The following is a 25,278-nucleotide window of genomic DNA, read 5'->3' on the forward strand; positions in this document are numbered from 1 at the left end:
GTCGTTTGTTTTTGTCTGTTTTTGATCGTATTTGTAATTTATGGTCAAAAAATTGACAGCCGTCACTTTTTAAACATTTTGTGAAATTAAAATGGTCCCATCTTGAAACGCCTAAGGAATGACCATGATTCGTATTGCTTGTGTAGGTATTGCCGTGATGGATCGCATCTATTACGTGGAAGGTTTACCGACTGAAGGGGGTAAGTATGTGGCGAAACGTTATACGGAAGTGGGCGGTGGGCCTGCTGCAACGGCCGCAGTGGCTGCAGCGAAGCTGGGCGCACAGGTGGACTTTATTGGCCGTGTGGGCGATGACGACACCGGAAATAGCCTACTGGCGGAGCTGGAATCCCTGGGGGTAAATACCCGTTACACCCGGCGCTACGCAGGGGCGAAGTCTTCGCAATCGGCAATTATGGTTGATACGCAAGGGGAGCGGATTATCGTTAACTATCCCAGCCCGGATTTATTGCCGGATGCTGATTGGCTGAATGAGATCGATTTTTCCCAGTGGGATGTGGTGTTGGCGGATGTTCGCTGGCATGAAGGGGCCAGAAAGGCGTTCACGCTGGCGCGTCAGGCGGGAGTGATGACAGTACTGGATGGTGACGTAACGCCACAAGATATCAGCGAGCTGGTGGCGTTAAGCGATCATGCTGCGTTCTCTGAACCTGGTCTGGTGCGTTTAACCGGGATAAATGATTCTGAAGTTGGACTGAAACAAGCAAAAACACTCACAAATGGACATGTTTACGTAACGCGGGGAAGTGAAGGCTGTGACTGGATAAAAAATAATACGTTGCAGCATCAATCTGGATTTAAAGTCGACGTTGTGGATACTACGGGAGCTGGAGATGTTTTCCACGGTGCACTCGTATTCAGCCTGGCCGGCGGCGATGCTCCAGAAGAGGCAGTCAGGTTTGCCAGCGGGGTTGCTGCGTTAAAATGCACGCGTCCGGGAGGAAGGGCCGGAATCCCTGACTGTGATCAAACCCGATCTTTTCTGTCACTTTTTGTATAAAATGCCAGGGCAATGGTTTTTCGAGGAAATTTCATGAGTCTTACCGAACTGACCGGTAACCCGCGACACGATCAACTGCTTATGCTGATTAGCGAGCGCGGTTATATGAATATCGACGAGCTGGCCAGCCTGCTGGACGTGTCCACGCAAACTGTGCGTCGTGATATTCGTAAACTCAGTGAGCAGGGATTAATTACGCGTCATCATGGTGGCGCGGGCAGAGCTTCCAGCGTGGTGAATACGGCGTTTGAGCAGCGTGAAGTCTCCTGGACGGAAGAGAAAAAAGCCATCGCGGAAGCGGTGGCTGATTACATTCCCGATGGGTCAACGGTGTTTATTACCATTGGCACCACCGTTGAGCAGGTAGCACGCGCGCTGTTAAACCATAATCATTTGCGCATTATTACCAATAGCCTACGCGTGGCGCACATTCTGTATAACAACCCACGTTTTGAAGTCATGGTGCCGGGGGGGACGTTACGCCCGCATAACAGCGGCATCATTGGCCCTTCTGCCTCGGCATTTGTCGCTGATTTTCGGGCCGACTACCTGGTTACCAGCGTTGGCGCGATCGAAAATGATGGTGCGCTGCTGGAGTTTGATGTCAACGAGGCCAGCGTAGTGAAGACGATGATGGCCCATTCAAGGCATATTCTGTTGGCTGCGGATCATACGAAATATACGGCTTCTGCCGCGGTGGAAATTGGCAATGTGTCTCAGGTGACCGCGCTGTTTACCGATGAGTACCCAGGCCCGGCCCTGCATAATTTACTCCAGTCACAGCAGGTAGAAATTGTGCAGGTGAGTCCTTCACAGGATGATGCTCTGGCAGTGTAATTCTCCCCAATGATGGCTCGATAAGTTCGTAGCCATCACTCTCGCATAGTCAAACTTCTCCTTTCCCGCTACAGTTATTCATCCACGGCGAATAAGGAGAAGGGCATGCTCTATATCTTTGATTTGGGTAATGTGATTGTCGATATCGACTTCAATCGCGTGTTAGGAACTTGGAGCGATCTGAGCCGTGTACCGCTGGCTTCGTTAAAGCAAAGTTTCACCATGGGAGAGGCTTTTCACCAGCACGAGCGAGGTGAAATAACGGATGAAGCCTTTGCCGAGGCGATATGTCATGACATGGCGCTACCGTTAAGCTATGAGCAGTTCTCCCATGGCTGGCAGGCTGTTTTTGTTGCCTTGCGTCCTGAAGTCATCGACGTCATGCAAAAGCTGCGTGAGCAGGGGCATCGGGTGGTTGTCTTGTCGAATACTAACCGTCTGCACACGACGTTCTGGCCGGACGAATACCCCGAAATCCGCCAGGCTGCTGACCATATTTACCTTTCCCAGGATCTGGGCATGCGTAAACCGGAAGCGCGGATTTACCAGCATGTCCTGCAGTCTGAAGGTTTTTCTGCGCATGAGGCGGTATTTTTCGACGACAACGCCGATAATATTGAAGGGGCTAATCGGTTAGGGATTACCAGCATCCAGGTTGTCGATAAAACGACCATTCCGGACTATTTCGCGAAGTTGCTATGCTAAAAAATGTTCAGCAACAAGCCAGGCACCATACGCGTCCTGTTCGGGCCTGGCTGAAGCTACTATGGCAGCGGATTGATGAGGACAACATGACGACGCTGGCAGGAAATCTTGCCTATGTCTCATTGCTCTCATTAGTGCCGCTTATTGCCGTAGTTTTTGCGCTTTTCGCCGCATTTCCGATGTTTTCTGACGTCAGTGTCCAGCTACGTCATTTCATTTTCGCAAACTTTATTCCGGCGACGGGAGATGTCATTCAGCGTTATATTGAACAGTTCGTCGCCAACTCGAACAAAATGACGGCCGTTGGGGCGTGCGGGCTGATTGTGACAGCGTTATTACTGATGTATTCCATTGATAACGCCCTGAATACTATCTGGCGCAGCAAGCGTACTCGGCCTAAAGTTTACTCTTTCGCCGTTTACTGGATGATTTTAACGCTGGGGCCGCTGTTGGCGGGGGCCAGTCTGGCAATCAGCTCTTATCTGTTGTCATTGCGCTGGGCCAGCGATCTCAACACGGTGATTGATAACGTCCTGCGTATTTTCCCGCTGGTGCTTTCCTGGCTCTCGTTCTGGCTGCTATACAGCATCGTACCGACTACGCGTGTACCCAACCGTGATGCAGTTATTGGCGCCTTTGTGGCCGCTGTGTTGTTCGAAACCGGAAAGAAAGGATTTGCGCTCTATATCACGATGTTCCCGTCTTATCAGCTCATTTATGGTGTCCTGGCGGTGATCCCCATTTTATTCGTCTGGGTATACTGGACCTGGTGTATCGTCTTGCTAGGCGCGGAAATAACTGTCACTCTCGGGGAATACCGCAAACTTAAACAAGCCGCAGAACAAGAAGAAGCAGAGCAACCATGATTGCATTAATTCAGCGCGTAACCCGTGCCAGCGTCACCGTGGAGGGCGAGGTGACGGGTGAAATTGGCCCAGGACTTTTGGTCCTGTTAGGTGTCGAAAGGGATGATGACGAACAGAAAGCGAACCGCCTGTGCGAGCGCGTACTCGGCTATCGAATCTTTAGCGATGCCGAAGGCAAAATGAACCTTAACGTGCAGCAGTCAGGGGGCAGCGTGCTGGTGGTTTCACAGTTCACGCTGGCGGCAGATACCGAACGCGGCATGCGCCCGGGGTTTTCAAAAGGGGCTGCGCCCGATCGTGCAGAGGCGTTGTATGAGTACTTTGTTGAGCGTTGCCGCCAACAGGAAATGAATACGCAAACCGGTCGATTCGCTGCGGATATGCAGGTTTCACTGGTTAATGATGGCCCCGTGACGTTCTGGTTACAAGTATGAACCAGCTACCGGTGTGGCCGCGGACAACAAGAGAGAATACGACTATGTATCACCTTCGAGTACCGCAAACAGAAGAAGAATTGGAGCGTTACTACCAGTTTCGCTGGGAGATGCTGCGTAAACCTTTGCACCAGCCTAAAGGCTCAGAACGGGATGCCTGGGATGCGATGGCGCATCACCAGATGGTGGTGGACGAAGAGGGAAATCTGGTCGCAGTTGGCCGACTGTATATCAATGCGGATAACGAAGCCTCCATACGCTTTATGGCCGTTGATCCCTCCGTGCAGGAGAAAGGGTTGGGCACGCTGATGGCGATGACCCTGGAGTCTGTAGCGCGTCAGGAAGGGGTCAAACGCGTAACCTGTAGCGCCCGTGAAGATGCGGTCGAATTTTTTGCCAAACTGGGGTTTGTGAGCCAGGGAGAAATCACCACGCCGCAAACCACGCCGGTGCGTCACTTTTTGATGATTAAGCCTATTGCGACGCTGGACGATATTCTCCATCGCGGGGACTGGTGCGGACAGCTACAGCAAGCCTGGTACGAACATATTCCATTGAGTGAGAAAATGGGCGTGCGCATTCAGCAATATACCGGGCAGAAGTTTATCACCACGATGCCCGAGACGGGCAATCAGAACCCGCACCATACGCTGTTTGCCGGGAGTCTGTTTTCACTGGCGACGCTAACGGGCTGGGGACTTATCTGGCTGATGCTGCGTGAGCGTCATCTGGGCGGGACGATAATCCTTGCCGACGCACATATCCGATACAGCAGGCCGATCACCGGGAAACCTACCGCTATCGCCGATCTGGGCTCGCTGAGCGGTGACCTGGACCGTCTGGCAAGAGGTCGCAAGGCGCGCGTTCAGATGCAGGTTGGGGTGTTTGGCGATGACACGCCGGGCGTGGTGTTTGAAGGCACCTACATTGTGCTACCCGCAAAACCGTTTGGCGCATATGAAGAAGGCGGGAACGAGGAAGAGTAGGCCTTCTAGCTAAAATGCAATATTGGGTTCATTTGCTGATGTAAAATGCGGATTATGAAAATGCCATAATCCGCATTTTGATAAAAAATCGCATGCTGTCGATGATTGTATTGACGGGTACCTTCCTTAATCGCAGAACAGTTGTGACCCATCAAAGCGTTTTTCTCTAACAGTAAAAAAAGCTGTTCCATCTCAGTCGTGTATTTATCCGCCTGCTGATAACCGAATTTTCTCCAGGTGTATTCATAGATAGATTCAAAGTCTTCGACTGCCTGATTAGAGAGTTTATACATTCAGACTGCGCTTTTTCCTGTGCGCGACCTCCTGTAGAGTCAGGTCGCTTGTGCCGCTGTGTATCCCATCCTCCAGCGCGTCGCGTAATGCGTTGTTTCGCAATTCTTGTTCTTCCAGTAAACGTAATGCTGAACGGACAACTTCGCTGGTGGAACCATAGCGCCCACTTTCAATCATTTCGTTAATAAAACGATCGAGATGCTCGCCAATTGTAATGCTGGTAGTTCTGGGCATAGGTTTGTCCTTTGTGTTATCTATTCACACAAGATAGCACCCGTGGACGAAAACATGAACAACCTTACTGACCTAGCCGCCAGGCCACATCCCGCATAACGCTTCGTGCTGCCTGGCTCACCCCAGCCAACTGGAAAAATCCGTGGATAACGCCGAGATAGCGTTGGCAAGTGCACTCCACGCCCTGCTCCTGGAACCGTTGATACAGGGCCTCGCCTTCATCTCGCAGTGGGTCGAATTCAGCTGTAATGATGTGCGTGGGCGGTAAACCGTTGAAGTCTTCGCGCCAGAGTGGGCTGACTTCGGGATGCAATGGATCGGTTTGCGGCATATACATCTCGTAGCCCGACAGCAGCGTGTCGCGGGTGATAATGTAATCCTGTCCATTATGGTCATAGCTCGCAAACCTGACGGTTGCGTCCAGCATCGGGTAGATCAACATAAGCTGCGCAGGTTGCCACTGCCTGGTAGCTTTCAGGCGTAGTGCGGTGACCAGCGCCAGATGCCCGCCAGCGCTGTCGCCAGCCAGCGTAATGTTGCTACGGTCGACACCCAGTTTCTGGGCATACTTCCAGATAATATTGGCCCCGGTTTCAGCATCGTTATGTGCTGCCGGGAAGATGTGCTCAGGTGCGAGGCGATACTGCACTGCAATGACCCGACAGCCGCTGTACCAGGCAAGTTGCCTTAACTGGTTATCATGTGTGGCAAATCCGCCGCTGACAAAGCAGCCACCGTGGTAATAGATAACGCAGGGGAGATTTCCCGTGCTGCCCCGCGGCGAAACTACGCGAAACATCATGGCATCGAGTTCAATATCTTCAACTTGTACGCGGGTTTCAGTGTCTCCGGCCAGGACCGTGCTGGCGATATAGCCTGCTCTCCGGTCATCAATATTCTGCTCGCGCGAAGAAGGGCGTCCCGCCACGATAAATGCCTCAACCAGCTGTGCAATCCCGCTTTCCAGTGCCATTTTTACATCCCCTTATCTGTATAGATATACAGGTTTATAACCTGGATAACTAAGAATGAAAATGGGAAAAATGGGGGCAGGTATGATTCTGGAAAGCGGCTCGCAGATTAAATACCGTCATTGGTTTCTGCTGTTTGAATTCGGTATTGTGAGGAAAATGTACTATACGCCATTGACGTATAGTTAAGAGGATTATTTACTTTCATCAAATCAGGAAATCACAAATTCGTTTGTTGCTGATTTATCAGAAAGGGATCAAGGATGATCTGACTCCGCAGGAAAAAGTACTGCTGCGTATGTTGAATGAGGGGTGGTAAATGGATAAGGCACTATTTGAGCGATTAACTCAAAGTATGGTTCAGATGAATGAGATCGCTCAAGGAACGCGACAACCTTCCCGTACCTTTCATATTGACGCCATGAAAATAAAGGAAATTCGCCAGTCTTCAGGATTATCACAGACTCGTTTCGCAGATTTGATATCGGTAAGCGTGGATACGTTGCGAAATTGGGAGCAAGGGCGTCGTTCACCGACCGGTCCAGCAAAAGCGTTGTTACGTGCTATTGCCAATGATCCAAAACATGTCATTCAGGCACTAAGATAATCCCCGGCAGTTTGGTTCAATTGCCGGGGGAAGATCTTAAAACTTACTCCCCTTCACCCGGGAACAGGAACGGGTTGATGGAGCTGCGGGCAAAGCCCTCTTGCTCCATGTGCGCGTCCAGCATCAGTGAAGCGAGATCGTCAGCCACGGCTTCAACTTTAGGGTCTTTTTCCTGATAGAGAATCTTCAGGTAAGTCCCACAGTCGCCGCAGCTTTCAGCTTTAATTGCCGCCTGTTCGTTATCCAGCGACCAGTAGTTCAAATCACGGCTTTGCTCGCAGTTGCTGCACTTCACACGCACCACGTGCCACTCGGTTTCGCAGAGGTTGCAGTGCAGATAGCGCAGCCCCTGAGTAGTACCGATTTGCACCATGCTGGAGACCGGCATTGAACCACACACCGGGCAGTACTGACGCTGCTCACCGTATTCCGCACGGGCTTTGCCGGGGATCAGGCTTGCCATCTGCGCCCAGTAGAGCGACAGGGCAGCCCAAATAAACGGTGCTTTATCGCTGCTGACGGAGGCGAAATCAGAGGCAAACAGCGCGCTGGCCATCAGCTCCAGTTCCTGCTCTGAGGCTTTTTCCAGATTTTCGATCACGGCAAGCGCAGGGCCGCTCATTTCTGGTTTCAGCTCAGCAATTAACGATTGCAGCAGTTTTTGCCAGTGCTTGTCGCGTGGTAGGACGTGGATATCCAGCGGCGGTTTGCCCTGATCGTTCGCTTCTTTGATGCGAGTGGTCAGATCTATCTGCAGCGGATGGTCGTACAACACCACTTCCTGCGCGTGGGCGATCAGCGCGGCAAAGCGCAGGTAGTCGCCCAGCGGGTTGTTCTCGGCCAGCTCGCGCAGGCGCTCAGCGCGGCGGTTATACAAATTTTTGAGTCTGGGGAATAATAACGGCGGAATCATATCCGCCGTGCGTTTCTCGCTCTTCTCCAGCTCATCTTGCGGGATTATGCGAATACTCATTCAGATGACTTTTCCTGTTTCTGGCGGACTTCACGGTACCAGCGCGGGTGATGTTTCTTCGCCCATGAGCTGGTAACCCATCCTTCCACCATCGCGGTAATGGTGCCTTTCACCCAAAGGGCGGCGTAAATGTGCACCATGATAACCACAATTAACGCTACTGCGGCAAATGAATGCAGCATTAACGCGAATCGGATCACCGGGATTGAGAAAGCAGGCGCAAAATACGGACGCCAGATGACCACTCCGCTCACCAACAACAGGACCAGGAAGATAATCGCCGCCCAGAATACGCATTTCTGGCCGAAGTTATAACGTCCCGTGTCACCTACTTCCTCGTTGACGACAATCTTACGAATATTCTTCGCCCAAAAGATATCATCCCGATTGATTAGATTGTGGTGCCAGTAACGGAAAAACATGATGATAAACGAGGCAAACATGATCACGCCGACAAACGGGTGCACAATTCGCGCCAGTTGTGGAGTGCCCATGATGTGCATCAGCCAGTTAAAAGACGGGAAGAGAAAGCCCATCCCGCTCACCGCCGCCAGAATGAAGCAGAAGGCGGTGATCCAGTGGTTGATGCGTTCCGGCGCCGTGTAGCGCACGATGGTGTCACGTCGTTTCATTTGCGCACCTCGTCTTTTTCTTCATGCAGATTGTCTTCTTCCTCTTCCGCACGGTTCGGGCCTACGCCGACGTAGTGGAAGATGCTGGCCGCAAATGTCGCTGCAAAGCCGACGGCTGCGAGGGGTTTCCAGATGCCTTTCCAGAATTTAACGGTAGCGCTGATCTCCGGGTTCTCTGGCAGGCCGTGATACAGATTCGGTTTGTCCGCATGGTGCAATACGTACATTACGTGCGTACCGCCAACACCCGCCGGATCGTACAGACCCGCGTTTTCGTAACCACGCGTTTTCAGCTCCGCCACGCGTTCGCCTGCCAGGGTTTTCATCGACTCTTTGGTGCCGAAATGAATGGCGCCGGTTGGGCAGGTTTTCACGCAGGCCGGTTCTTGCCCGACCACAACACGGTCAACGCACAGCGTACATTTGTAGACGCGGTTGTCTTCCGGATTGAGGCGCGGAACGTCGAACGGGCAGCCCGCGATGCAGTAGCCACAGCCGATGCACTGCTCAGACTGGAAGTCGACGATACCGTTGGCATACTGAATGATTGCGCCTTCAGCCGGACACGCCTTCAGGCAGCCCGGATCGGCGCAGTGCATACAGCCATCCTTGCGGATAAGCCATTCCAGTTTGTCGTTTTGTTCCACTTCCGAGAAGCGCATCACCGTCCAGGATTTGGCGGTCAAATCAGCCGGGTTGTCGTACACCCCAACGTTGTTGCCCACTTCATCACGGATGTCGTTCCATTCAGAACACGCCACCTGACACGCTTTACAGCCGATACAGGTGGTGACGTCGATAAGCTTCGCCACTTCTTCCTGATGGTCCCGCGCCTGAGGCGCGGGGGTGAAACCGTTAGTGGCGGAACGACGAATGATGTCTTGCGATTGATAAGCCATAGGTCGTCTCCGTTACACCTTTTCCACGTTCACGAGGAAGGACTTAAATTCCGGCGTCTGCGTGTTCGCATCACCGACGAATGGCGTTAACGTGTTAGCGATAAAGCCTTTTTTCGCCACACCTTCGTAGCCCCAGTGAATCGGAATACCGATAGTGTCGATATCCTTACCGTTAGCCTTCAGCGTGCGAATACGTTTGGTCACCACCGCCTTGGCCTTAATGTAGCCGCGATTAGAGGAGACTTTGACGGTATCGCCGTGGGAGATACCGAGCTTATTCGCCAGCTTCTCGCCAATTTCCACAAACTGTTCCGGCTGAGCGATGGCATTCAGCAGCGCATGCTTGGTCCAGTAGTGGAAGTGCTCGGTCAGACGGTAGGTTGTACCGACGTACGGGAACTTATCTGCTTTACCCAGTGCTTCCGCGTCACCTTTAAAGATACGTGCGGCAGGGTTAGAGATAACGTTCGGGTGCAGCGGGTTAGTTCCCAGCGGCGTTTCAAACGGCTCGTAGTGTTCCGGGAACGGACCTTCCGCCATCTTATCGATAGCAAACAGGCGTCCCATCCCTTCCGGCTGCATGATGAACGGCCCAACGTTGCTGCCCGGTGCGGCGGCGCTGTAGTCCGGAATATCCATCCCGCTCCATTTTGCCCCGTCCCATTTCAGGATCTGACGTTTTGGATCCCACGGATTCCCCTGCGGATCAGCAGAGGCGCGGTTGTACAGAATACGTCGGTTGAGCGGCCACGCCCATGCCCAGCCCAGCGTATTGCCAAGGCCTGACGGGTCGGCATTATCGCGTCGCGCCATCTGGTTGCCTTCCGGCGTCCAGCTACCGGCAAAAATCCAGCAGCCGCTGGAGGTAGTGCCGTCGTCACGTAGTTGGGCGAACGAGCTAAGCTGTTGGCCTTTCTTGACGATAACCGCGCCGGTTGCCGGGTCGGTAATGTCGGCCAGCGCTTTACCGTTACTCTCCATCGCCACTTCTTCCGAAGCCGGTTCGTGTGGGGTGGAGTAGTTCCAGGTCATGCTCAGCACCTGTTCCGGGTTCGCGCCACCCTGCTCGGCATACATCTTACGCAGGCGTAAGAAGATACCAGCGAGGATTTCGCCATCGGTAACGGCAATCCCTGGGGCATCCGCGCCTTTCCAGTGCCACTGCAGCCAGCGACCGGAGTTAACGATAGAACCGTTCTCTTCGGCGAAGCAGGTGGATGGCAGACGGAACACTTCGGTCTGGATTTTCGACGGATCCACATCGTTCGACTCACCGTGGTTTTGCCAGAAGGTGGACGTTTCGGTGTTGAGCGGGTCGATAGTGACCAGGAACTTCAGTTTGGACAGTGAAGCCACAACTTTGTTTTTGTTCGGGAATGACGCGACCGGGTTAAAGCCCTGGCAGATATAGCCATTCACTTTGCCCTGATTCATCATCTCGAAGTACTGCAGGACGTCGTACCCTTTATCCCACTTCGGCAGCCAGTCGAAGCCCCAGCTGTTTTCCGCTGTCGCTTTATCGCCAAAGAAGGCTTTCATCATCGAAACGAAGAATTTCGGGTAGTTGCCCCAGTAGTTCACCTGACCTTCCAGCAACGGTTTTGGCGTGTTGGCGGCAAGGTAGGTTTGCAGGTCAGTCTGTTTCTCGCTTGGCAGCGTCATATAGCCTGGCAGGCTTTGTGACAGCAGGCCTAAGTCGGTCAGGCCCTGAATGTTGGAGTGACCGCGCAGGGCGTTAACACCGCCGCCAGCCATCCCCATGTTGCCAAGCAGCAACTGGATCATCGCCATGGTACGGATGTTCTGCGCACCCACGGAGTGTTGCGTCCAGCCCAGGGCGTACAGGAACGACGCGGTTTTATCTTTGGCGCTGGTTTCTGCGATGTACTCACAGACCTTCAGGAAATCGGCCTTTGGCGTACCGCAGATGTTTTCTACAACGTCCGGTGTGTAGCGGGAGACGTGCTGTTTCAGCAGGTTCCACACGCAGCGCGGATGTTGCAGAGTGACATCGCGTTTGGCGAAGCCTTTTTCATCCAGCTCGTAGTTCCAGCTGGTTTTGTCATACTTGCGTTTGTCCGCGTCGTAGCCGGTGAACAGGCCATCTTCGAAACCGTAATCCTCACGCACGATCAGGCTGGCGTTGGTGTAGGCCTCAGTGTATTCGCGGTTGAATTTTTCGTTGTTCAGCAGGTACAGCAAAACGCCTGACAGGAAAGCAATGTCAGTACCGGAACGAATCGGAGCATAGAAATCAGCCACCGCAGCGGTTCGCGTAAAGCGTGGATCGATAACAATCAGCTTCGCGCCGTTGTGAATTTTGGCTTCCATCGCCCAGCGGAATCCGACCGGGTGAGCTTCAGCGGCGTTACCGCCCATCACCACAACGAGGTTGGCGTTTTTAATGTCGACCCAGTGGTTGGTCATCGCACCGCGACCAAATGTTGGAGCAAGACTTGCTACCGTTGGTCCGTGTCAGACGCGTGCCTGGTTGTCGACCGCGAGCATACCGAGCGCGCGGGAGAATTTTTGCGTTAAATAGCCGGTTTCGTTACTGGAAGCGGAAGCACACAGCATCCCGGTGGAAAGCCAGCGGTTAACGGTTACGCCTTCAGCGTTTTGTGCCACGTAGTTAGCGTCGCGGTCTTCTTTCATCAGCTTAGCGATGCGGTCAAATGCCTCATCCCAGCTAATCTGTTGCCACTTATCTGAGCCTGGTGCGCGATATTCCGGGAATTTCAGGCGGCTTTCGGAGTGGATGAAGTCCACAAGTCCTGCCCCTTTCGGGCACAGCGCGCCACGGTTCACCGGGTGATCCGGGTCCCCTTCGATATGGAAGATGGATGCTTTGGCGTTTTTTGCGCCGTCACCGAGGCTGTACATTAACAGTCCACAGCCAACGGAACAGTAAGTGCAGGTGTTACGGGTTTCGCGGGTGCGCAGCAGTTTATATTGCCGTGTTTCCGCGAGCGCTACGCCGGGTGCAAAGCCCAGTGCCGCTGCCGTGGTGCCTGCCATACCGCCAGCGCAGATCTTAAAGAACTGCCTTCTGCTGACCTGCATGGTTCGCTCCTTGTTTCGACATTGTCACGTTCCCTTCGCTTTTCTGTAACGCGAACGCGAGGGAAGTGGTTGTTATTTTTCTTTGCGGACGGGACCGCAAAGGTCCAGAATTGGGTGAATTTCCCTCCGTCCAGGAGGGATTTGTAAAGAATACCACAATGTTGGTATGCGTGTTCCAATATGGTTAAAAGAAAGTGAATAAGATTATTCAAGAAAACATCAAGAATGTGACATCTTCGACAGGATCTCGCCAGTTGACCCTCTGGAAACGCGAGGATTTGCAACATCCTCAGCCTGATGAGGTAGCTGAAGAAGTGCCTGTTGCGCTGGTATACAACGGGATTTCGCACGTGGTGATGATGGCATCACCGAAAGATCTTGAGCACTTCGCGATGGGTTTTTCACTTTCTGAAGGCATTATTGAGTCCCCGCAGGATATCTACGGAATGGACGTAGTGCCTTCCTGCAACGGATTGGAAGTGCAGGTTGAACTGTCCAGCCGTCGCTTTATGGGGCTGAAGGAACGTCGTCGCGCGCTGGCCGGTCGCACCGGTTGCGGCGTTTGTGGCGTGGAGCAGCTCAATGACATTGGCAAGCCGGTCCAGCCGCTGCCGTTTACCCAGACATTCGATCTGGCGAATCTTGATAACGCTTTACGACATCTCAACGATTTTCAACCCGTGGGGCAACTGACAGGCTGCACGCACGCGGCTGCCTGGGTACAACCGTCAGGTCATCTGGCGGGCGGGCATGAAGATGTTGGACGTCATGTTGCGTTGGATAAACTGCTGGGACGACGTGCAATCGAAGGGGAAACCTGGCAACAGGGCGCGGTATTAGTCTCCAGCCGCGCCAGTTATGAGATGGTGCAGAAGTCGGCGATGTGCGGTGTGGAGATCCTGTTTGCTGTTTCTGCGGCGACAACGCTCGCCGTGGAAGTTGCCGAACGTTGTAACCTGACGCTGGTGGGTTTTTGCAAACCGGGCAGGGCGACGATCTATACGCATCCGCAACGTCTGGTCGCGCTGTGACGCCACCAGGCAGCCAGAATACTGCCTGAAAACGCCAGTTCCATGATTACGGCAACTGGCGAGCCAACAATCACATTGTTCAGCAGCCAACACAGGCTGCCACACAAGGTGTATCCCCGTAATTTTCCGCTGCGTTTTTGAAATGACGCAAATGTCATCAGCAGGCTTCCCATCAGCGGCAATATACTCGACAGATTTTGCCAAAGATAAATGCTACACAGCAGCGACCCCAGCATAAATCCCCACATCACCCAGCGGTGAAAGGTGACGATGGCTGTCGCGTAGCGGCATGCGGCAATGATCATTAACCCAGCCGCAGCGTGTTGATCCAAAAGATAGAAATGGATAGCTAACAGAGAAGTGGAGCTGGTGAGCAGCGTTAAAGTGATAGCCCGGCGTTGAAAATGAAAAGCGGAAATATCCAGTAAGAAGCTGATGCCAGCCAGCATCTGAGAAAGAAGAAATGCGTTCATTGTGGTCGCCATCTATTAAAGAGTGACGGGACAATAATCGACGCATCACCGTAAGGCGTTAACCTTTGTTAAGACGCTGGCGAATACGGGACAGGCTAACGGGGGTAATGCCGATATAGCTGGCAAGATCGCGCTGGGTGAGCTGTGACTCCCAGTCCGGGAAGTGTGTTTGTACGTACTGGTAGCGTTGCTCTGGGGTATTGAGCAGCAGCATTTGCTCTTTTTTCTCTTTGTAGATCAATTGCTGGACCAGTAGCAGAGTCTTAATATCCTGATTTTCCGGCGCATCCAGCAAAGCCAAGGGGATTTCAGTGGTTTCTCCAGCGGCGATCATTTGCAGACTGTAATCGGCAGGCGTGTTAGTTAGCCAGTTCAGGTACAGAAAGCAGTATTCCCCGGCAAAGTAGAACTCTTTAACCCTTTCAACGCCGTTGTCCGCGTGATAAACCGCACGAGCCACACCATGATGTAAAAGATGAATTTTACTTTGTGGTTCACCCTGACGAAGTAACCAACTACCCGCCGGTTGCGTTTTTCTACGGCTGCCAGCAAGCCATTGTGATTCCTGATTACGTAACATCTTATCTCTCAAATAATTTGAATAAGACTGGCAAATCCTTCCGCTTTCAGTTGTTCGAGTATCAGCCTATTATTTATCACATCAAGGCACGGTGCCTTACTCAAACAACTAAGTTAAAGGGTTTATATCATGAAAAGCATCAAAACTTTTGTCGCAGTTATCGCTCTGGCTACTTCATTCGGTTCTTTCGCTGCTCAGACAGTGACCGCAACCGGTTCTACGCTGGAAAGCGCTGAAGCAAAAATCGCCGCTCAGGCTGAACGCGCAGGTGCCAGCGATTACAAAATCACTCAGGCATACACCGGTAACCGCGTGCACATGACCGCCGAACTGCTGAAATAAGATACCTTAGTACTGTCGAAAAGCGCCCTTGAGGCGCTTTTTTAGTTTATGCCCGCCATTCGCAGCAGCGCCGTCACCACTGCGGCAGCGACGATCACCACGATTAGCGGCATCTTGCGCCAGGCGAGAAATACCGCAAAAGCCACGCCCAGCACGCGGGCCATGCCAGCGAAGTGTTCACCTTCGTAAAAGGTGGTCGCCAGCGCAACGGAGAACAGTAATACCGTTGCGGCGTCGGAAAGCAGCGCCTGCGAGCGTTCCGAGAACGCTAAACGGCTCCCAAGCTTCGCTCCTCCTAAACGCATTAAATACGTTCCCAGAGATAACATGGCGATACCGACGATAAACAGCGTCATGTTGCCCATTATTTTTTCCTTGTCAGTAAGCCAAACAGTGAGAGCAGAACAGGTAAACCGACCGGCGCAAAGGGGATGGCGGCAAGCGACAACCCGGCACCGCTACAGGCGCGAATCAGCGTGGTGCGGTTTTTAAAGGCCGGGACCACTAAGGCTAATAAAATTGCAGGGAAGACGGCATCCAGACCGATGGTTTCCGGGGCGGGGAGCAGTTTGCCGACGCCCGCGCCGATCAGTGTGCCAACAGGCCAGAAAATCGCGACGCCCAGACCGCACAGCCAGAAGGCGGCTTTACGTTGTTCGGGCGTTTTTTGCGACAGGCCAAAGACTACGCTTTCGTCGTTCATGATATGACAGCCGAGGAAACTCGCAGCCCGGGAGCCCACCAGGTCGCGCACCGTGACGCCAAACGGCACGTGTCGGGCGTTGACCAGTAAACCGGCCGCCGCCGCCGCCAGTGGGTTACCGCCGCTGGCGACGATGCCGATAAACATAAATTCGGACGCACCCGCCAGTACCGTAATCGAAAGCACAAACGGTACCCACAGCGGGAAGCCGTAGGCCATCGCCAGCGAGCCGTATGACATGCCGACTACGCCGACGGCCAGACAGACTAAAAATATTGCTTTTATCGTGTCGCCTTTGAGACTGGAAAAATAATGTTTCATACCGTTTTAGCCATATCGAACGAATTTCCATTATAATGAACGCGACCAGTTAATATTACAAGTCGAACGATTCGTTCGATATAAAGAACATGGAGTCGTGAATGACCCAGCCCATCAGTATGATCGCGAAAAGCCTTGTGCGTGAACGCCAGCGCACCGGTTTGTCATTGGCAGAGATTGCCCGTCGCGCAGGGATTGCAAAATCGACACTCTCGCAATTGGAAGCGGGCAATGGCAATCCTAGCCTGGAAACGCTCTGGTCGCTGTGTGTGGCGTTGGATATTCCCTTTGCTCGCCTGCTGGAGCCGCAGGAACAAAAAACGCAGGTGATTCGTCGCGGAGAAGGGACAAAGGTGGTAGCCGAGCAGGCGCACTATCAGGCCATTTTACTGGCCGCCTGCCCGCCGGGGGCGCGGCGGGATATCTATCTGCTGCTGACGCAACCGGGCGCGGATCGTATTTCACAGCCGCATCCACCGGGATCGGTTGAACACATCATCGTGACGCAGGGTAAGGCGATGGTAGGATTGACTGAAGCGCCGGAGGAGTTAGGCGAGGGGGACTATATTTGTTACCCCGCCGATCGGGCGCATATTTTTAAAGCGCTGGAGCCTGACACCCAGGCGATTCTGGTCTCTGAGCAAAATTGAATTGTCGGATGGCGCTATCGCTTATCCGATCTACAAAAAATAAAACCGTAGGCCCGGTAAGCTTGCGCTACCGGGCATATAACTTACTGCAAATAAAACACTTCTTTTAGCTCTGCGCTAACCGGGCTGTTGTCCGGGTTTGCAGGCATTACGTCACGCATATGCTTCCACCAACGTTGGCAAACGTCGGTGCTGGCAACGGCATTCCAGCGTTCTTCGGACTCAATCTCAACGGTGGCGAACAGCAGATTGCGCGCCTGATCGAGATAAATCGCGTAGTGATGGGCGCCGTGCTCTTTCAGCACCGCTTCCAGCTCTGGCCAGATGGGGTTATGACGACGCTGGTACTCAACGTGCGCGTCGGCATTCACCTGCATCACAAAGGCCTTGCGGATCATAACGCCTCCAGATACAGCTCGCGGACCTCGTCGCGGCTGGCGGTGCGCGGGTTGCACGGCGCACACGGATCGGCCAACGCTTTATCCAGCCAGCCTTCAATATCCTCTTTCGTCACGCCAAGGGAGCTAAAGCCCGCAGGAATACCGACACGCTTGCTGAGTGCACGAATCGCGTTGATGGCCTCCATACTTGCCGCTTCATCGCTCATGTCACGGGTATCGACGCCCATTGCCTGCGCCACGCGGGCAAAGCGCGCCACGGCGTTCGGACGGTTAAAGTTTTCGATTACCGGCAGCAGGATGGCGTTGCAGACGCCGTGTGGCAGATTATGGGTTGCGCCCGGCTGGTGCGCCAGCGCATGCACCAGACCCAGACCAGCACTGTTAAATGCCATCCCCGCCAGATACTGACCAAACGCCATTTGCTCACGAGCTTCGAGGTTATGACCGTCGTCGACCGCTTTTGGTAGCCACAGGTTGATCAGGCGAATCGCTTCCAGTGCGTTAGCGTCGGTAAGCGGATGAGCACCAACGGAAACATAGGCTTCCACCGCGTGGGTCAGGGCGTCCATACCGGTTGCGGCGGTGACGGAGGCCGGGATTTCCAGCATCACGCTGGCATCATCCACGGCGATATCCGGGATGATATTCGGGTCGATGATCACCTCTTTAACCTTACGGGCAGAGTCGATAATGACTGCGTTGCTGGTCATCTCTGCTGCCGTACCGGCGGTAGTGTTGATGGCGACCAGCGGGACGCCCGCATTTTTCACTTTGCCCACGCCGGAGTAAGCGGTAGAAGGGCCAGGGTTGGCTGTCAGGATTTTTACCGCTTTGGCGGTATCGATCGGGCTGCCGCCACCGAAGGCGATGATGTAGTCACATTCTGCGTTCTGATAGGCCGCAAAACCTTTCTGTACCAGCTCTTCTGTCGGGTTCGGGAATACTTCATCAAACAGGTGGTAAGACATTTGATGTTTATCCAGCGCGGCAAACAGGCTATCCAGCAGGCCCAGTTTTACCAGTTGACCATCGGTGACGATCAGCGCTTTGCCCCATTGTTTATTCGCCACGAGATTCACCATATCGGCAATCGCGCCGGCGCCATGCAGGCTAATTTTTGGCAGTGCCAACATAAAGCTCATCACTATTCTCCTTAATAATAAAATCCTGTAGGCCGGATAAGGTGAAGCCGCATCCGGCGTTGAGTTGGGAGGTATCAGTACAGCTCTATGGCGCTTGCCAGCGGCGTAACACCAAAGCGTTTGCCAAGTGCGACCAGCTCTTCACGTGAGATGGTCTGCTTCATACCGCCCATCGAAAAGATTTTGACCAGAACTTCGGCGGATTTCTCTGCGGTATCTATCAAACCGAACGCTTCGTCTAGGGTAGGTCCGCTTCCGAACACGCCGTGGAACGGCCAAAGTACCAGCGAGTGTTTCTGCATTTCCTCGGCGGTAGCCTGACCAATTTCATCTGTACCCGGCACCATCCACGGCAGAATGCCAACGCCATCCGGGAACACCACCAGGCACTCGGTGCTGCCTTCCCACAGCTTGCGGGTAATCAGCGCTGTGTTGTTTTCCAGTACGTAGGTCAGAGCGATCAGGTTGGTGGCATGGCAGTGCATGATCACGCGGTCTTTACCGTTCGTCGCTTTAATGCGTTCGCAGTGGGAGAGGAAGTGAGCCGGCAGTTCAGAGGTCGGCACGGCCTCGTGGGTCAGGCCCCAGAGGATGTGGTAGCCCGCACCGTCGCTGTCTACTTGTACCACGCCCAAATTTGCCGCGGGATCGAGCTGAACGTTACGGAAAAATTTACCGGAACCAGTGACGATAAACGGCGTGTTTGCCAGCAGCGGCATCGGCTGACTTAGCGCAATATAGCGTGGTTTTTCGTAGAAATCGGCGCTAAACGGCGCGATATCTGCTTCATCAAGACGCAGCGTCAGGTTGCCGCCGTTACGCTCGTCCCAGCCTTTCAGCCACGCATCAGAAGTGGCTTTGATCATCCCCTGGACGAACCAGGAAGTAGTAATTTTTTGCATGTTCGGTGTTCCTGTTTATTGCCCGAACGTTATCGGGTCTTACGAAGGCCGGATAAGCGAAGCGGTATCCGGCAATCGTGTTTCATTCATTGCCAGATGGCGACGCGGGGCGTCTTATCCGGCCTACAAGCCTGGCGTCACGGTTAGCTACGTTTGCTCAAAATCTCTTTTTCATAAGCGCGCACGCTGTCCAGCCACTGGCTGCCCGCAGGCGTGTCGTGGCGCTGGCAATACATCTCCCAGACGGCCTGCCACGGCAGCGATTTTTGCTCTTCCAGCAGGGCCAGGCGTGCGGTGTAGTCGCCGTTGGCTTCGAGCTGACGCAGTTGTTCGGTGGGTTCTAACAGCGCGCGCAGCAGGGCTTTTTTCATATTGCGGGTGCCGATCACCCACGCGGCAATGCGGTTAATGGAGGCGTCGAAGAAGTCGAGGCCAATGTGTACGCGGTCAAACAGGTTGTGGCGGACGATCTCGCTGGCAATCGCCTGAGTTTCATCATCCAGCAGCACCACGTGGTCGCTGTCCCAGCGCACCGGACGGCTGACGTGCAGCAGCAGGCGCGGTACATACAGCATGGCGGCGGAAATTTTGTCGGAGATCACTTCAGTCGGATGGAAGTGGCCCGCATCCAGACACAGTGCGGTCTGGCGGCTGGTGGCGTAACCCATGTAGAACTCGTTAGAGCCCACGGTGTAGCTTTCCGCACCGATGCCAAACAGCTTGCTTTCGACGGCATCGATATGATGCGCCGGGTCGAGTTTCTCGCTGATCACTTCGTCCAGCGCGTCCAGCAGACGCTGGCGCGGCGCTAAACGGTCAACGGTGATGTCTTTCATGCCATCCGGGATCCAGATGTTCATCACCGATGGTGTACCCAACTGCTCGCCAAAATACGCCGAGACGCGACGGCTGGCTTTGCAGTGATCGATCCAGAACTGGCGAATGGTGTCGTCGGCGTGCGCCAGCGTGAAACCGTCGGCGCTCAGCGGGTGTGAGAAGCAGGATGGGTTGAAATCCAGCCCTAACTGGTTCGCTTTCGCCCACTCAACCCAGTTTTTGAAGTGTTCGGGTTTGATTTGGTCGCGGGGAACCGGTGTATCCGATTCCAGATAGATCGCGTGCAAATTCAGACGTTTTGGACCAGGAATCAGGCTTAGCGCTTGCTCCAGATCGGCCCGCAGTTCGGTGGCGTTACGCGCTTTACCCGGATAGTTACCGGTAGCCTGAATACCGCCAGTGAGCGAGCCTTCCGGGTTTTCGAAACCGGCGACATCATCGCCCTGCCAGCAGTGCATGGAGACCGGCAGGCGATCGAGCTGGCGTAAGGCCGCCTCGACATCAATGCCTACCGCGGCGAAACGCAGTTTTGCCAGTTCCCAGGCTTGTTCAAGTTGAGTGGTCATGCGCAAAGCTCCTTTGTCTGTCGTAGTGATTGAAACTGCGCCTGGTAGCGGGCAATTTCACTTTCAGGATTGGGAATGAAGGTGGTCAGTTCGTAGTTGGCGCGCACCACCTGACGGAAATCATCGACGTTGTTCAGCTCGTCCAGCGTCATCAACTGGATGCCAATATTGCCGAGCGTGGAGGCCTCAATCGGCCCGGACATCACGCGAATACCGCAGGCATCCGCGCACAGTTGGTTCAGTAAGGCGTTCTGGCAGCCGCCACCGACAATATGCAGTTGGCTAAATGCTGCACCACGCAGTTGTGCCAGTTCTTGCAGGATGTCGGCGTACAGCAACGCCAGGCTGTCGAAGATACAGCGCGCCAGTTCGGCGTTTTGCAGGGGAACGGGTTGGCCCGATTCACGGCATGCCGCCTGAATTTCTGCGCTCATATCGTCGGGGTTGATAAAGCGATCGTCGTTCGGGTTTATCAGGAACCGGCAGGCCGGCAGCGCTTGCGTTTGGCTGATAAGCGTTGGCAGGTCGGTAATCTGGCGCTCTTTTAATACGCGCTGGAGCAGCCACAGCCCCATAATATTTTTCAGGACACGGTAGCGTCCTTCCGCGCCGCCTTCGTTGGTGATATTCGCCGCCAGCGCCGCATCGTTGGTATACGGCGTTCTGCTCTCAAAGCCCATCAGCGACCAGGTCCCGGAAGAGAGATAGGCGCTGTTTTTGTCGGCCAGCGGAGAAGCAATGACCGCGCTGGCCGTGTCGTGACTGGCGACGGCGACAACCGGAATTTGGTTTTTCTGCGGGCAAATCCAGTGGCCGATCACGTTCCCTGGATGCGTCGGGCGACCAAACCAGGCTTTGTCTGCCCCGGTCCACGCCAGCAGTGTGTCATCCCATTCGTCGGTATTGATATTGACTAGCTGGGTGGTGGTGGCGTTGGTGTATTCCCAGTTCATTTTGCCGGTCAGGCGAAAGCTGAAGTAGTCGGGGATCAGCAGGGCATGGGCCACCTGCGGGAGCAGTTCTGGCTGCTGTTCAACCAACGCACGCAGCTGATACAGGGTGTTAAAGGGCAGAAACTGAATACCGCTACGGCGGTAAATTTCACCTTTACCCGGCTGCGTCATCGCCTGCGCCATAATGCCGGTCGTGCGGCTGTCACGGTAAGAGACCGGCAGACCGACACGTTGTCCGGCGTTATCGATCAGGACGTAATCCACGCCCCAGGTATCAATACCGATGCTGTCTATCCGAATGCCTTCATCGCAGACTTTTTTCAGGCCAAAACGAATATCGTTTTCCAGGCTGTCGATGTCCCAGGTGTCAAAACCATCTGTTTTTTGCAGGCAGTTCACGAAGCGGTGGATTTCACGCAGCGTCAGGGTGCGGTGTTCACTGTCGTAACGCGCCAGCATTACGCGCCCACTGGATGCGCCGAGATCGACTGCGACACAATGGCGAAAAGTCATAGCGAGGTCCTTCTGAGTTTTATTGCACTCAGTCTAAGAACCCCAGATAACGCGTACCTTCTTGACAGTGACAGCCGCAATTAGCGGCTGGCAACGTGGCAAAGGTGAACGTGACGCTGTTCACAATTTCTATTAATAGGACCGGTTTTAGCGGATGTGACGTCTTCCGCAATTCCCGATCTTTCCCGCCATTTCTTGAAGAATTGACCGTGTTTACGCACTTTGGCGTCAAAAATTTAAGGTGAGGGTGATAACCCTTAATTACTATTCAGCCATGTTCATTTGATCGGGAAGGATGGCATCATGACGGTATTGCATTGCGTGGATTTTTTTCCGACAGGTAAAGCGCCAGTGGCTATTGAACCGCGGCTTCCTCAACCTGCGTTTCCAGAACATCATCATGATTTTCATGAAATTGTGGTGGTCGAACACGGCACGGGGATCCATGTGTTCAACGGACAGCCTTACACTATCAGCGGCGGTACGGTGTGTTTCGTTCGCGATCATGACCGGCATTTATATGAACATACTGACAATCTGTGCCTGACCAATGTGTTGTATCGTTCCCCGGATGCGTTTCAATTTCTGGCTGGGCTGAATCAGCTTTTACCTCAGGAACAGAATGGGCAGTATCCTTCCCACTGGCGGGTGAATCAGGGTGTGTTGCAGCAGGTTCGACAACTGGTGGGGCAGATGGAAGCGCTCGGTGAGGGGATGGATACACCAACGGCGGCAAATCGCGAGATCCTGTTTATGCAGCTGCTGGTGCTGCTGCGTAAAAGCAGCCTGATGGAAGCCGCGACCGATAACGACGCGCGGCTTAACCTCCTGATGGCGTGGCTGGAAGATAACTTTGCCGACGAGGTGTGTTGGGAGGCTCTGGCCGAGAAGTTTTCCCTCTCTTTGCGCACTCTGCATCGCCAGCTCAAACAGCAAACCGGATTGACGCCGCAGCGCTACCTTAACCGCTTGCGGCTGATCAAGGCCCGACATCTGCTTCGCCACAGTGATGACAGTGTGACAGACATCGCTTATCTCTGCGGATTCGGCGACAGTAACCACTTTTCCACGCTTTTTCGTCGTGAGTTCAAGTGGTCACCACGCGATATTCGTCAGGGGCGCGATCTCGTTGTGGCAAGCCGCCTCCAGTAACGCGAAAGCTATCAACGTTTTTTACCGCTGAATCTCAGATAATCATGTCCCTTTACGCCTTATCCGGCCTACGTGGATGTCCTGTAGGCCGGATAAGCGCAGCGCATCCGGCAAGCATTCAGGTTGAGGTCATGTGATGGCGAATCAGCTAATCCTTCTGAAATCAGACTTCTTTGCGCATGAGCAGCAGGCTGTGGCCGTGGCTGACCGTTATCCGCAGGATGTCTTTGCTGAGCATACCCACGAGTTTTGCGAGCTGGTTATGGTCTGGCGCGGTAATGGTCTGCATGTCCTTAACGATCGTCCGTACCGGATAACCCGTGGCGATCTGTTTTACATTCGCGCCGAAGATAAACACTCCTACACCTCCGTGAACGACCTGGTGTTGCAAAATATCATCTACTGCCCGGAGCGGTTGACGCTGAATGTTGACTGGCAAGGGGCGATCCCCGGATTTGACGGTACGCCGAGGCAGCCGCATTGGCGACTCGGCAGCGTTGGCATGAGTCAGGTCCGACAGGTGATAAGCCAGCTTGAGCATGAAAGCAATCAACGTGATGCACAGGCTTTTACCATGGCTGAGCTGCTGTTCGGGCAGTTGGTGACACAACTTAAGCGGCATCGTTATGCCACAGATACGCTCCCGGCGACCTCCAGTGAAACGCTGCTGGATAAACTGATCACCGCATTAGCCGGTAGCCATGAGCATGCGTTCGAACTGGATACGTTTTGCGAGCGCGAACGGTGCAGCGAGCGCGTTTTGCGCCAGCAGTTTCGCAGCCAGACCGGGATGACTATCAACCAGTATCTCCGCCAGGTGCGGGTTTGCCATGCGCAGTATCTGCTCAAACATAGTCGGTTGATGATCAGTGAGATTTCCATGCGCTGCGGCTTTGAGGACAGTAACTACTTTTCGGTGGTATTTACGCGGGAAACCGGGATGACGCCGAGCCAGTGGCGTCATCTCAGTACTCAGCATGCTTAGCTGGCCATTCCCAGACCGACAATGTTTGCCGCGACAATGATCACCACGCAGCCGAGGCTTAGCACGCTGACCGGACGACGACCCGCGTTTTTCCACTCTTTCAATACCAGACCGACAATCCCGCCGCACAGAACATAGAAGCTCATGTGCAGCATCCAGCTTACATAGTCATACTGCGCCGGAATACGTGCGTGGCCCCAGGCGTAGAAGAAGAATTGCAGATACCACATCAAGCCACCAAGCGCAGAGAGCAGCACGTTGGTGATAATCAGCGGTTTGGCTAACGAGAAGTCGGCTTTTATCGACAAGTTCTTCACTTTTGCCAGACGAATGAAGCAGAAGCCCAGGTTAACAAGCGCGCCACCGCCCATAATAACCACATAGCTAGGCAGGGCGACATACAGCGGATCGACGCCCAACGCGGCGGCGGCATCGTGCATCGGTTTCGCTGCGTTCATCGCAAAGGACATCCCGGCGGAGAAAATACCGCACATGACGGCCAGAACCAGACCTTTTTTCAGGTTGAAATCTTCCGCTTTGATGCCCATTTTGCGTTCTTTTAACTGACCGGCACGGGTAACAATGCCTACGCCAATCAGCGCGACCAGTACGCCAAGCAGCGTCATGCGGCCACCAGAGGTATTGATCAGTACATCAAAATTGCCGTTGATAATCGGGGTCATCAGCGTGCCGACAATCAGCGTAATACCTATCGCAATCCCGATACCCATCGACATACCGAGATAGCGCATGGTCAGGCCATAGTTGATATTGCCAATCCCCCACATTGCACCAAACAGAAATACCGGAGCCAGTGTGGAGAGGCTGAAGGAGCTGAAGTAGGCCCAGAAATCGGGAAGTAACATAGCGCTGATGGTCCACGGCAGGATTATCCAGGAGACGATCCCGCCAACCGACCACATCGTTTCCCATGACCAATGTTTGACTTGCTTGAACGGGGCATAGAAACAGGCGGCACTGGCTGCCCCTATCAAATGCCAAAAGATACCCATCGTAATCGCGTTACTCATGACTTAATCCTCGTTATTTTTTATCGTCGGTAATGACCCCTCCGACCTAACGAGTTTAAAAATTACGCAGGTGGTTAACCTTTTGACGATTGCCGCCCTTTTGCGCATGTTGGCAATTATCACGTTAAGTGGGTGATTCGGCTCACATCTTTAACAATGGGTTTGATTCATTAA

29 protein-coding genes and 1 pseudogene are annotated in these 25,278 nt (G+C 53.7%); 13 read left to right on the forward strand and 17 right to left on the reverse strand.

Annotation, left to right across the window (positions count from 1 at the left end):
- The first annotated feature begins 124 nt into the window (after positions 1-124).
- The 6 genes from OGY72_RS00160 (at position 125) to fabY (ending at position 4,849) form a co-directional block, all read left to right on the forward strand.
- Positions 125-1,021, forward strand: a complete 897-nt coding sequence (locus OGY72_RS00160; protein ID WP_286545970.1) for a sugar kinase — start codon at positions 125-127, stop codon at positions 1,019-1,021.
- 33 nt (positions 1,022-1,054) lie between these two features.
- Complete coding sequence (locus OGY72_RS00165) at positions 1,055-1,858, forward strand: DeoR/GlpR family DNA-binding transcription regulator (protein ID WP_003825295.1); 804 nt, start codon at positions 1,055-1,057, stop codon at positions 1,856-1,858.
- Between the two features lie 105 nt (positions 1,859-1,963).
- Positions 1,964-2,563 (forward strand): glucose-1-phosphatase, encoded by a 600-nt coding sequence (yihX, locus tag OGY72_RS00170; protein WP_003825293.1) that lies wholly within the window; start codon positions 1,964-1,966, stop codon positions 2,561-2,563.
- Entirely contained in the window at positions 2,557-3,429 is an 873-nt protein-coding gene (locus OGY72_RS00175) for a virulence factor BrkB family protein (RefSeq protein ID WP_008786998.1), read from the forward strand. Before yihX ends, OGY72_RS00175 begins: the two co-directional genes overlap by 7 nt.
- Positions 3,426-3,863: a D-aminoacyl-tRNA deacylase gene (dtd, locus tag OGY72_RS00180; RefSeq protein ID WP_003825289.1), complete on the forward strand. Its 438-nt coding sequence runs from the start codon at positions 3,426-3,428 to the stop codon at positions 3,861-3,863. Before OGY72_RS00175 ends, dtd begins: the two co-directional genes overlap by 4 nt.
- A 44-nt stretch (positions 3,864-3,907) precedes the next feature.
- Positions 3,908-4,849 carry a fatty acid biosynthesis protein FabY gene (gene fabY / locus OGY72_RS00185; protein WP_003825286.1) on the forward strand — a complete coding sequence of 314 codons (942 nt, stop codon included), beginning with the start codon at positions 3,908-3,910 and terminating at the stop codon, positions 4,847-4,849.
- 5 nt (positions 4,850-4,854) lie between these two features.
- On the opposite strand, the gene OGY72_RS00190 is transcribed toward fabY, so the two are convergent.
- From OGY72_RS00190 to OGY72_RS00200, 3 genes are all read right to left on the reverse strand, one after another.
- A complete protein-coding gene (locus OGY72_RS00190; protein ID WP_003825284.1) occupies positions 4,855-5,142 on the reverse strand; it encodes a type II toxin-antitoxin system RelE/ParE family toxin in 288 nt (95 codons plus the stop codon).
- Entirely contained in the window at positions 5,135-5,377 is a 243-nt protein-coding gene (locus OGY72_RS00195) for a type II toxin-antitoxin system ParD family antitoxin (protein WP_003825282.1), read from the reverse strand. The genes OGY72_RS00190 and OGY72_RS00195 overlap by 8 nt, the downstream gene beginning before the upstream one ends.
- Positions 5,378-5,441: 64 nt before the next feature.
- Positions 5,442-6,350, reverse strand: coding sequence for an alpha/beta hydrolase (locus tag OGY72_RS00200; protein WP_286545976.1), 909 nt, complete (start codon positions 6,348-6,350; stop codon positions 5,442-5,444).
- 188 nt (positions 6,351-6,538) lie between these two features.
- Between OGY72_RS00200 and OGY72_RS00205 the strand changes: the two are divergent.
- Both OGY72_RS00205 and nadS read left to right on the forward strand, forming a co-directional pair.
- A pseudogene (locus OGY72_RS00205) lies at positions 6,539-6,667 on the forward strand (type II toxin-antitoxin system RelE/ParE family toxin); the annotation flags it as partial.
- Positions 6,668-6,955 (forward strand): NadS family protein, encoded by a 288-nt coding sequence (gene nadS, locus OGY72_RS00210; RefSeq protein ID WP_279275992.1) that lies wholly within the window; start codon positions 6,668-6,670, stop codon positions 6,953-6,955. It begins immediately after the preceding pseudogene.
- A gap of 43 nt (positions 6,956-6,998) precedes the next feature.
- Here nadS and fdhE read toward each other — a convergent pair whose 3' ends face one another.
- From fdhE to fdnG, 4 genes are read right to left on the reverse strand one after another with little or no spacing between them, the layout of a single operon-like run.
- Positions 6,999-7,928 (reverse strand): formate dehydrogenase accessory protein FdhE, encoded by a 930-nt coding sequence (gene fdhE / locus OGY72_RS00215; RefSeq protein ID WP_286545983.1) that lies wholly within the window; start codon positions 7,926-7,928, stop codon positions 6,999-7,001.
- A complete protein-coding gene (gene fdoI / locus OGY72_RS00220; protein WP_003028686.1) occupies positions 7,925-8,560 on the reverse strand; it encodes a formate dehydrogenase cytochrome b556 subunit in 636 nt (211 codons plus the stop codon). The genes fdhE and fdoI overlap by 4 nt, the downstream gene beginning before the upstream one ends.
- Entirely contained in the window at positions 8,557-9,459 is a 903-nt protein-coding gene (fdoH, locus tag OGY72_RS00225; protein ID WP_003028691.1) for a formate dehydrogenase O subunit beta, read from the reverse strand. Before fdoH ends, fdoI begins: the two co-directional genes overlap by 4 nt.
- Positions 9,460-9,471: 12 nt before the next feature.
- Complete coding sequence (gene fdnG / locus OGY72_RS00230; RefSeq protein WP_100193805.1) at positions 9,472-12,522, reverse strand: formate dehydrogenase-N subunit alpha; 3,051 nt, start codon at positions 12,520-12,522, stop codon at positions 9,472-9,474.
- 194 nt (positions 12,523-12,716) lie between these two features.
- On the opposite strand from fdnG, the gene fdhD reads away from it, so the two are divergent.
- On the forward strand, positions 12,717-13,553 hold the full coding sequence (fdhD, locus tag OGY72_RS00235; RefSeq protein WP_198579052.1) for a formate dehydrogenase accessory sulfurtransferase FdhD: 837 nt from the start codon (positions 12,717-12,719) through the stop codon (positions 13,551-13,553).
- Here fdhD and OGY72_RS00240 read toward each other — a convergent pair.
- Together OGY72_RS00240 and OGY72_RS00245 are read right to left on the reverse strand one after the other, a co-directional pair.
- On the reverse strand, positions 13,520-14,026 hold the full coding sequence (locus OGY72_RS00240) for a YgjV family protein (protein WP_032945569.1): 507 nt from the start codon (positions 14,024-14,026) through the stop codon (positions 13,520-13,522). The genes fdhD and OGY72_RS00240 overlap by 34 nt on opposite strands.
- A gap of 58 nt (positions 14,027-14,084) precedes the next feature.
- The gene (locus OGY72_RS00245) at positions 14,085-14,606 is read right to left on the reverse strand and encodes a Crp/Fnr family transcriptional regulator (protein WP_286545992.1); all 522 of its coding nucleotides are present in this window, start codon (positions 14,604-14,606) and stop codon (positions 14,085-14,087) included.
- 129 nt (positions 14,607-14,735) lie between these two features.
- On the opposite strand from OGY72_RS00245, the gene OGY72_RS00250 reads away from it, so the two are divergent.
- Positions 14,736-14,948, forward strand: a complete 213-nt coding sequence (locus OGY72_RS00250) for a YdgH/BhsA/McbA family protein (protein WP_003825262.1) — start codon at positions 14,736-14,738, stop codon at positions 14,946-14,948.
- A gap of 41 nt (positions 14,949-14,989) precedes the next feature.
- Here OGY72_RS00250 and OGY72_RS00255 read toward each other — a convergent pair whose 3' ends face one another.
- Positions 14,990-15,313 (reverse strand): AzlD domain-containing protein, encoded by a 324-nt coding sequence (locus tag OGY72_RS00255; protein WP_003825260.1) that lies wholly within the window; start codon positions 15,311-15,313, stop codon positions 14,990-14,992.
- A complete protein-coding gene (locus OGY72_RS00260; protein WP_003825259.1) occupies positions 15,313-15,972 on the reverse strand; it encodes an AzlC family ABC transporter permease in 660 nt (219 codons plus the stop codon). The genes OGY72_RS00255 and OGY72_RS00260 overlap by 1 nt, the downstream gene beginning before the upstream one ends.
- A gap of 101 nt (positions 15,973-16,073) precedes the next feature.
- Between OGY72_RS00260 and OGY72_RS00265 the strand changes: the two genes are divergently transcribed.
- Entirely contained in the window at positions 16,074-16,622 is a 549-nt protein-coding gene (locus tag OGY72_RS00265) for a helix-turn-helix domain-containing protein (protein ID WP_003825255.1), read from the forward strand.
- 83 nt (positions 16,623-16,705) lie between these two features.
- On the opposite strand, the gene rhaM is transcribed toward OGY72_RS00265, so the two are convergent.
- From rhaM to rhaB, 5 genes are all read right to left on the reverse strand, one after another.
- Complete coding sequence (gene rhaM / locus OGY72_RS00270) at positions 16,706-17,020, reverse strand: L-rhamnose mutarotase (protein ID WP_003825253.1); 315 nt, start codon at positions 17,018-17,020, stop codon at positions 16,706-16,708.
- Entirely contained in the window at positions 17,017-18,165 is a 1,149-nt protein-coding gene (gene fucO / locus OGY72_RS00275; RefSeq protein ID WP_020996115.1) for a lactaldehyde reductase, read from the reverse strand. The genes rhaM and fucO overlap by 4 nt, the downstream gene beginning before the upstream one ends.
- Before the next feature lie 74 nt (positions 18,166-18,239).
- Positions 18,240-19,067 (reverse strand): rhamnulose-1-phosphate aldolase, encoded by an 828-nt coding sequence (gene rhaD / locus OGY72_RS00280; RefSeq protein ID WP_286545997.1) that lies wholly within the window; start codon positions 19,065-19,067, stop codon positions 18,240-18,242.
- Positions 19,068-19,210: 143 nt separating this feature from the next.
- Positions 19,211-20,470: an L-rhamnose isomerase gene (gene rhaA, locus OGY72_RS00285; protein ID WP_149281832.1), complete on the reverse strand. Its 1,260-nt coding sequence runs from the start codon at positions 20,468-20,470 to the stop codon at positions 19,211-19,213.
- On the reverse strand, positions 20,467-21,936 hold the full coding sequence (gene rhaB / locus OGY72_RS00290) for a rhamnulokinase (protein ID WP_286546000.1): 1,470 nt from the start codon (positions 21,934-21,936) through the stop codon (positions 20,467-20,469). The genes rhaA and rhaB overlap by 4 nt, the downstream gene beginning before the upstream one ends.
- A gap of 303 nt (positions 21,937-22,239) precedes the next feature.
- Between rhaB and rhaS the strand changes: the two genes are divergently transcribed.
- Both rhaS and rhaR read left to right on the forward strand, forming a co-directional pair.
- Positions 22,240-23,088 carry an HTH-type transcriptional activator RhaS gene (gene rhaS / locus OGY72_RS00295; RefSeq protein ID WP_008787013.1) on the forward strand — a complete coding sequence of 283 codons (849 nt, stop codon included), beginning with the start codon at positions 22,240-22,242 and terminating at the stop codon, positions 23,086-23,088.
- 136 nt (positions 23,089-23,224) lie between these two features.
- A complete protein-coding gene (gene rhaR, locus OGY72_RS00300) occupies positions 23,225-24,073 on the forward strand; it encodes an HTH-type transcriptional activator RhaR (protein ID WP_286546005.1) in 849 nt (282 codons plus the stop codon).
- Here rhaR and rhaT read toward each other — a convergent pair.
- The gene (rhaT, locus tag OGY72_RS00305; RefSeq protein ID WP_003825242.1) at positions 24,070-25,104 is read right to left on the reverse strand and encodes an L-rhamnose/proton symporter RhaT; all 1,035 of its coding nucleotides are present in this window, start codon (positions 25,102-25,104) and stop codon (positions 24,070-24,072) included. The two genes, rhaR and rhaT, sit on opposite strands and share 4 nt — an antisense overlap.
- Positions 25,105-25,278 lie beyond the last annotated feature (174 nt).

Origin of the sequence: Citrobacter sp. Cpo221 (genome assembly GCF_030332345.1) — a bacterium.
Lineage (GTDB): Bacteria > Pseudomonadota > Gammaproteobacteria > Enterobacterales > Enterobacteriaceae > Citrobacter > Citrobacter portucalensis.

Excerpts from the sequence above, each read along its gene's own strand:
- OGY72_RS00160 (WP_286545970.1), top strand. The coding sequence starts at position 125 with ATGATTCGTATTGCTTGTGTAGGTATTGCCGTGATGGATCGCATCTAT.
- OGY72_RS00165 (WP_003825295.1), top strand. The coding sequence starts at position 1,055 with ATGAGTCTTACCGAACTGACCGGTAACCCGCGACACGATCAACTGCTT.
- yihX (WP_003825293.1), top strand. The coding sequence starts at position 1,964 with ATGCTCTATATCTTTGATTTGGGTAATGTGATTGTCGATATCGACTTC.
- OGY72_RS00175 (WP_008786998.1), top strand. The coding sequence starts at position 2,557 with ATGCTAAAAAATGTTCAGCAACAAGCCAGGCACCATACGCGTCCTGTT.
- dtd (WP_003825289.1), top strand. The coding sequence starts at position 3,426 with ATGATTGCATTAATTCAGCGCGTAACCCGTGCCAGCGTCACCGTGGAG.
- fabY (WP_003825286.1), top strand. The coding sequence starts at position 3,908 with ATGTATCACCTTCGAGTACCGCAAACAGAAGAAGAATTGGAGCGTTAC.
- OGY72_RS00190 (WP_003825284.1), bottom strand. The coding sequence starts at position 5,142 with ATGTATAAACTCTCTAATCAGGCAGTCGAAGACTTTGAATCTATCTAT.
- OGY72_RS00195 (WP_003825282.1), bottom strand. The coding sequence starts at position 5,377 with ATGCCCAGAACTACCAGCATTACAATTGGCGAGCATCTCGATCGTTTT.
- OGY72_RS00200 (WP_286545976.1), bottom strand. The coding sequence starts at position 6,350 with ATGGCACTGGAAAGCGGGATTGCACAGCTGGTTGAGGCATTTATCGTG.
- nadS (WP_279275992.1), top strand. The coding sequence starts at position 6,668 with ATGGATAAGGCACTATTTGAGCGATTAACTCAAAGTATGGTTCAGATG.
- fdhE (WP_286545983.1), bottom strand. The coding sequence starts at position 7,928 with ATGAGTATTCGCATAATCCCGCAAGATGAGCTGGAGAAGAGCGAGAAA.
- fdoI (WP_003028686.1), bottom strand. The coding sequence starts at position 8,560 with ATGAAACGACGTGACACCATCGTGCGCTACACGGCGCCGGAACGCATC.
- fdoH (WP_003028691.1), bottom strand. The coding sequence starts at position 9,459 with ATGGCTTATCAATCGCAAGACATCATTCGTCGTTCCGCCACTAACGGT.
- OGY72_RS00240 (WP_032945569.1), bottom strand. The coding sequence starts at position 14,026 with ATGAACGCATTTCTTCTTTCTCAGATGCTGGCTGGCATCAGCTTCTTA.
- OGY72_RS00245 (WP_286545992.1), bottom strand. The coding sequence starts at position 14,606 with ATGTTACGTAATCAGGAATCACAATGGCTTGCTGGCAGCCGTAGAAAA.
- OGY72_RS00250 (WP_003825262.1), top strand. The coding sequence starts at position 14,736 with ATGAAAAGCATCAAAACTTTTGTCGCAGTTATCGCTCTGGCTACTTCA.
- OGY72_RS00255 (WP_003825260.1), bottom strand. The coding sequence starts at position 15,313 with ATGGGCAACATGACGCTGTTTATCGTCGGTATCGCCATGTTATCTCTG.
- OGY72_RS00260 (WP_003825259.1), bottom strand. The coding sequence starts at position 15,972 with ATGAAACATTATTTTTCCAGTCTCAAAGGCGACACGATAAAAGCAATA.
- OGY72_RS00265 (WP_003825255.1), top strand. The coding sequence starts at position 16,074 with ATGACCCAGCCCATCAGTATGATCGCGAAAAGCCTTGTGCGTGAACGC.
- rhaM (WP_003825253.1), bottom strand. The coding sequence starts at position 17,020 with ATGATCCGCAAGGCCTTTGTGATGCAGGTGAATGCCGACGCGCACGTT.
- fucO (WP_020996115.1), bottom strand. The coding sequence starts at position 18,165 with ATGAGCTTTATGTTGGCACTGCCAAAAATTAGCCTGCATGGCGCCGGC.
- rhaD (WP_286545997.1), bottom strand. The coding sequence starts at position 19,067 with ATGCAAAAAATTACTACTTCCTGGTTCGTCCAGGGGATGATCAAAGCC.
- rhaA (WP_149281832.1), bottom strand. The coding sequence starts at position 20,470 with ATGACCACTCAACTTGAACAAGCCTGGGAACTGGCAAAACTGCGTTTC.
- rhaB (WP_286546000.1), bottom strand. The coding sequence starts at position 21,936 with ATGACTTTTCGCCATTGTGTCGCAGTCGATCTCGGCGCATCCAGTGGG.
- rhaS (WP_008787013.1), top strand. The coding sequence starts at position 22,240 with ATGACGGTATTGCATTGCGTGGATTTTTTTCCGACAGGTAAAGCGCCA.
- rhaR (WP_286546005.1), top strand. The coding sequence starts at position 23,225 with ATGGCGAATCAGCTAATCCTTCTGAAATCAGACTTCTTTGCGCATGAG.
- rhaT (WP_003825242.1), bottom strand. The coding sequence starts at position 25,104 with ATGAGTAACGCGATTACGATGGGTATCTTTTGGCATTTGATAGGGGCA.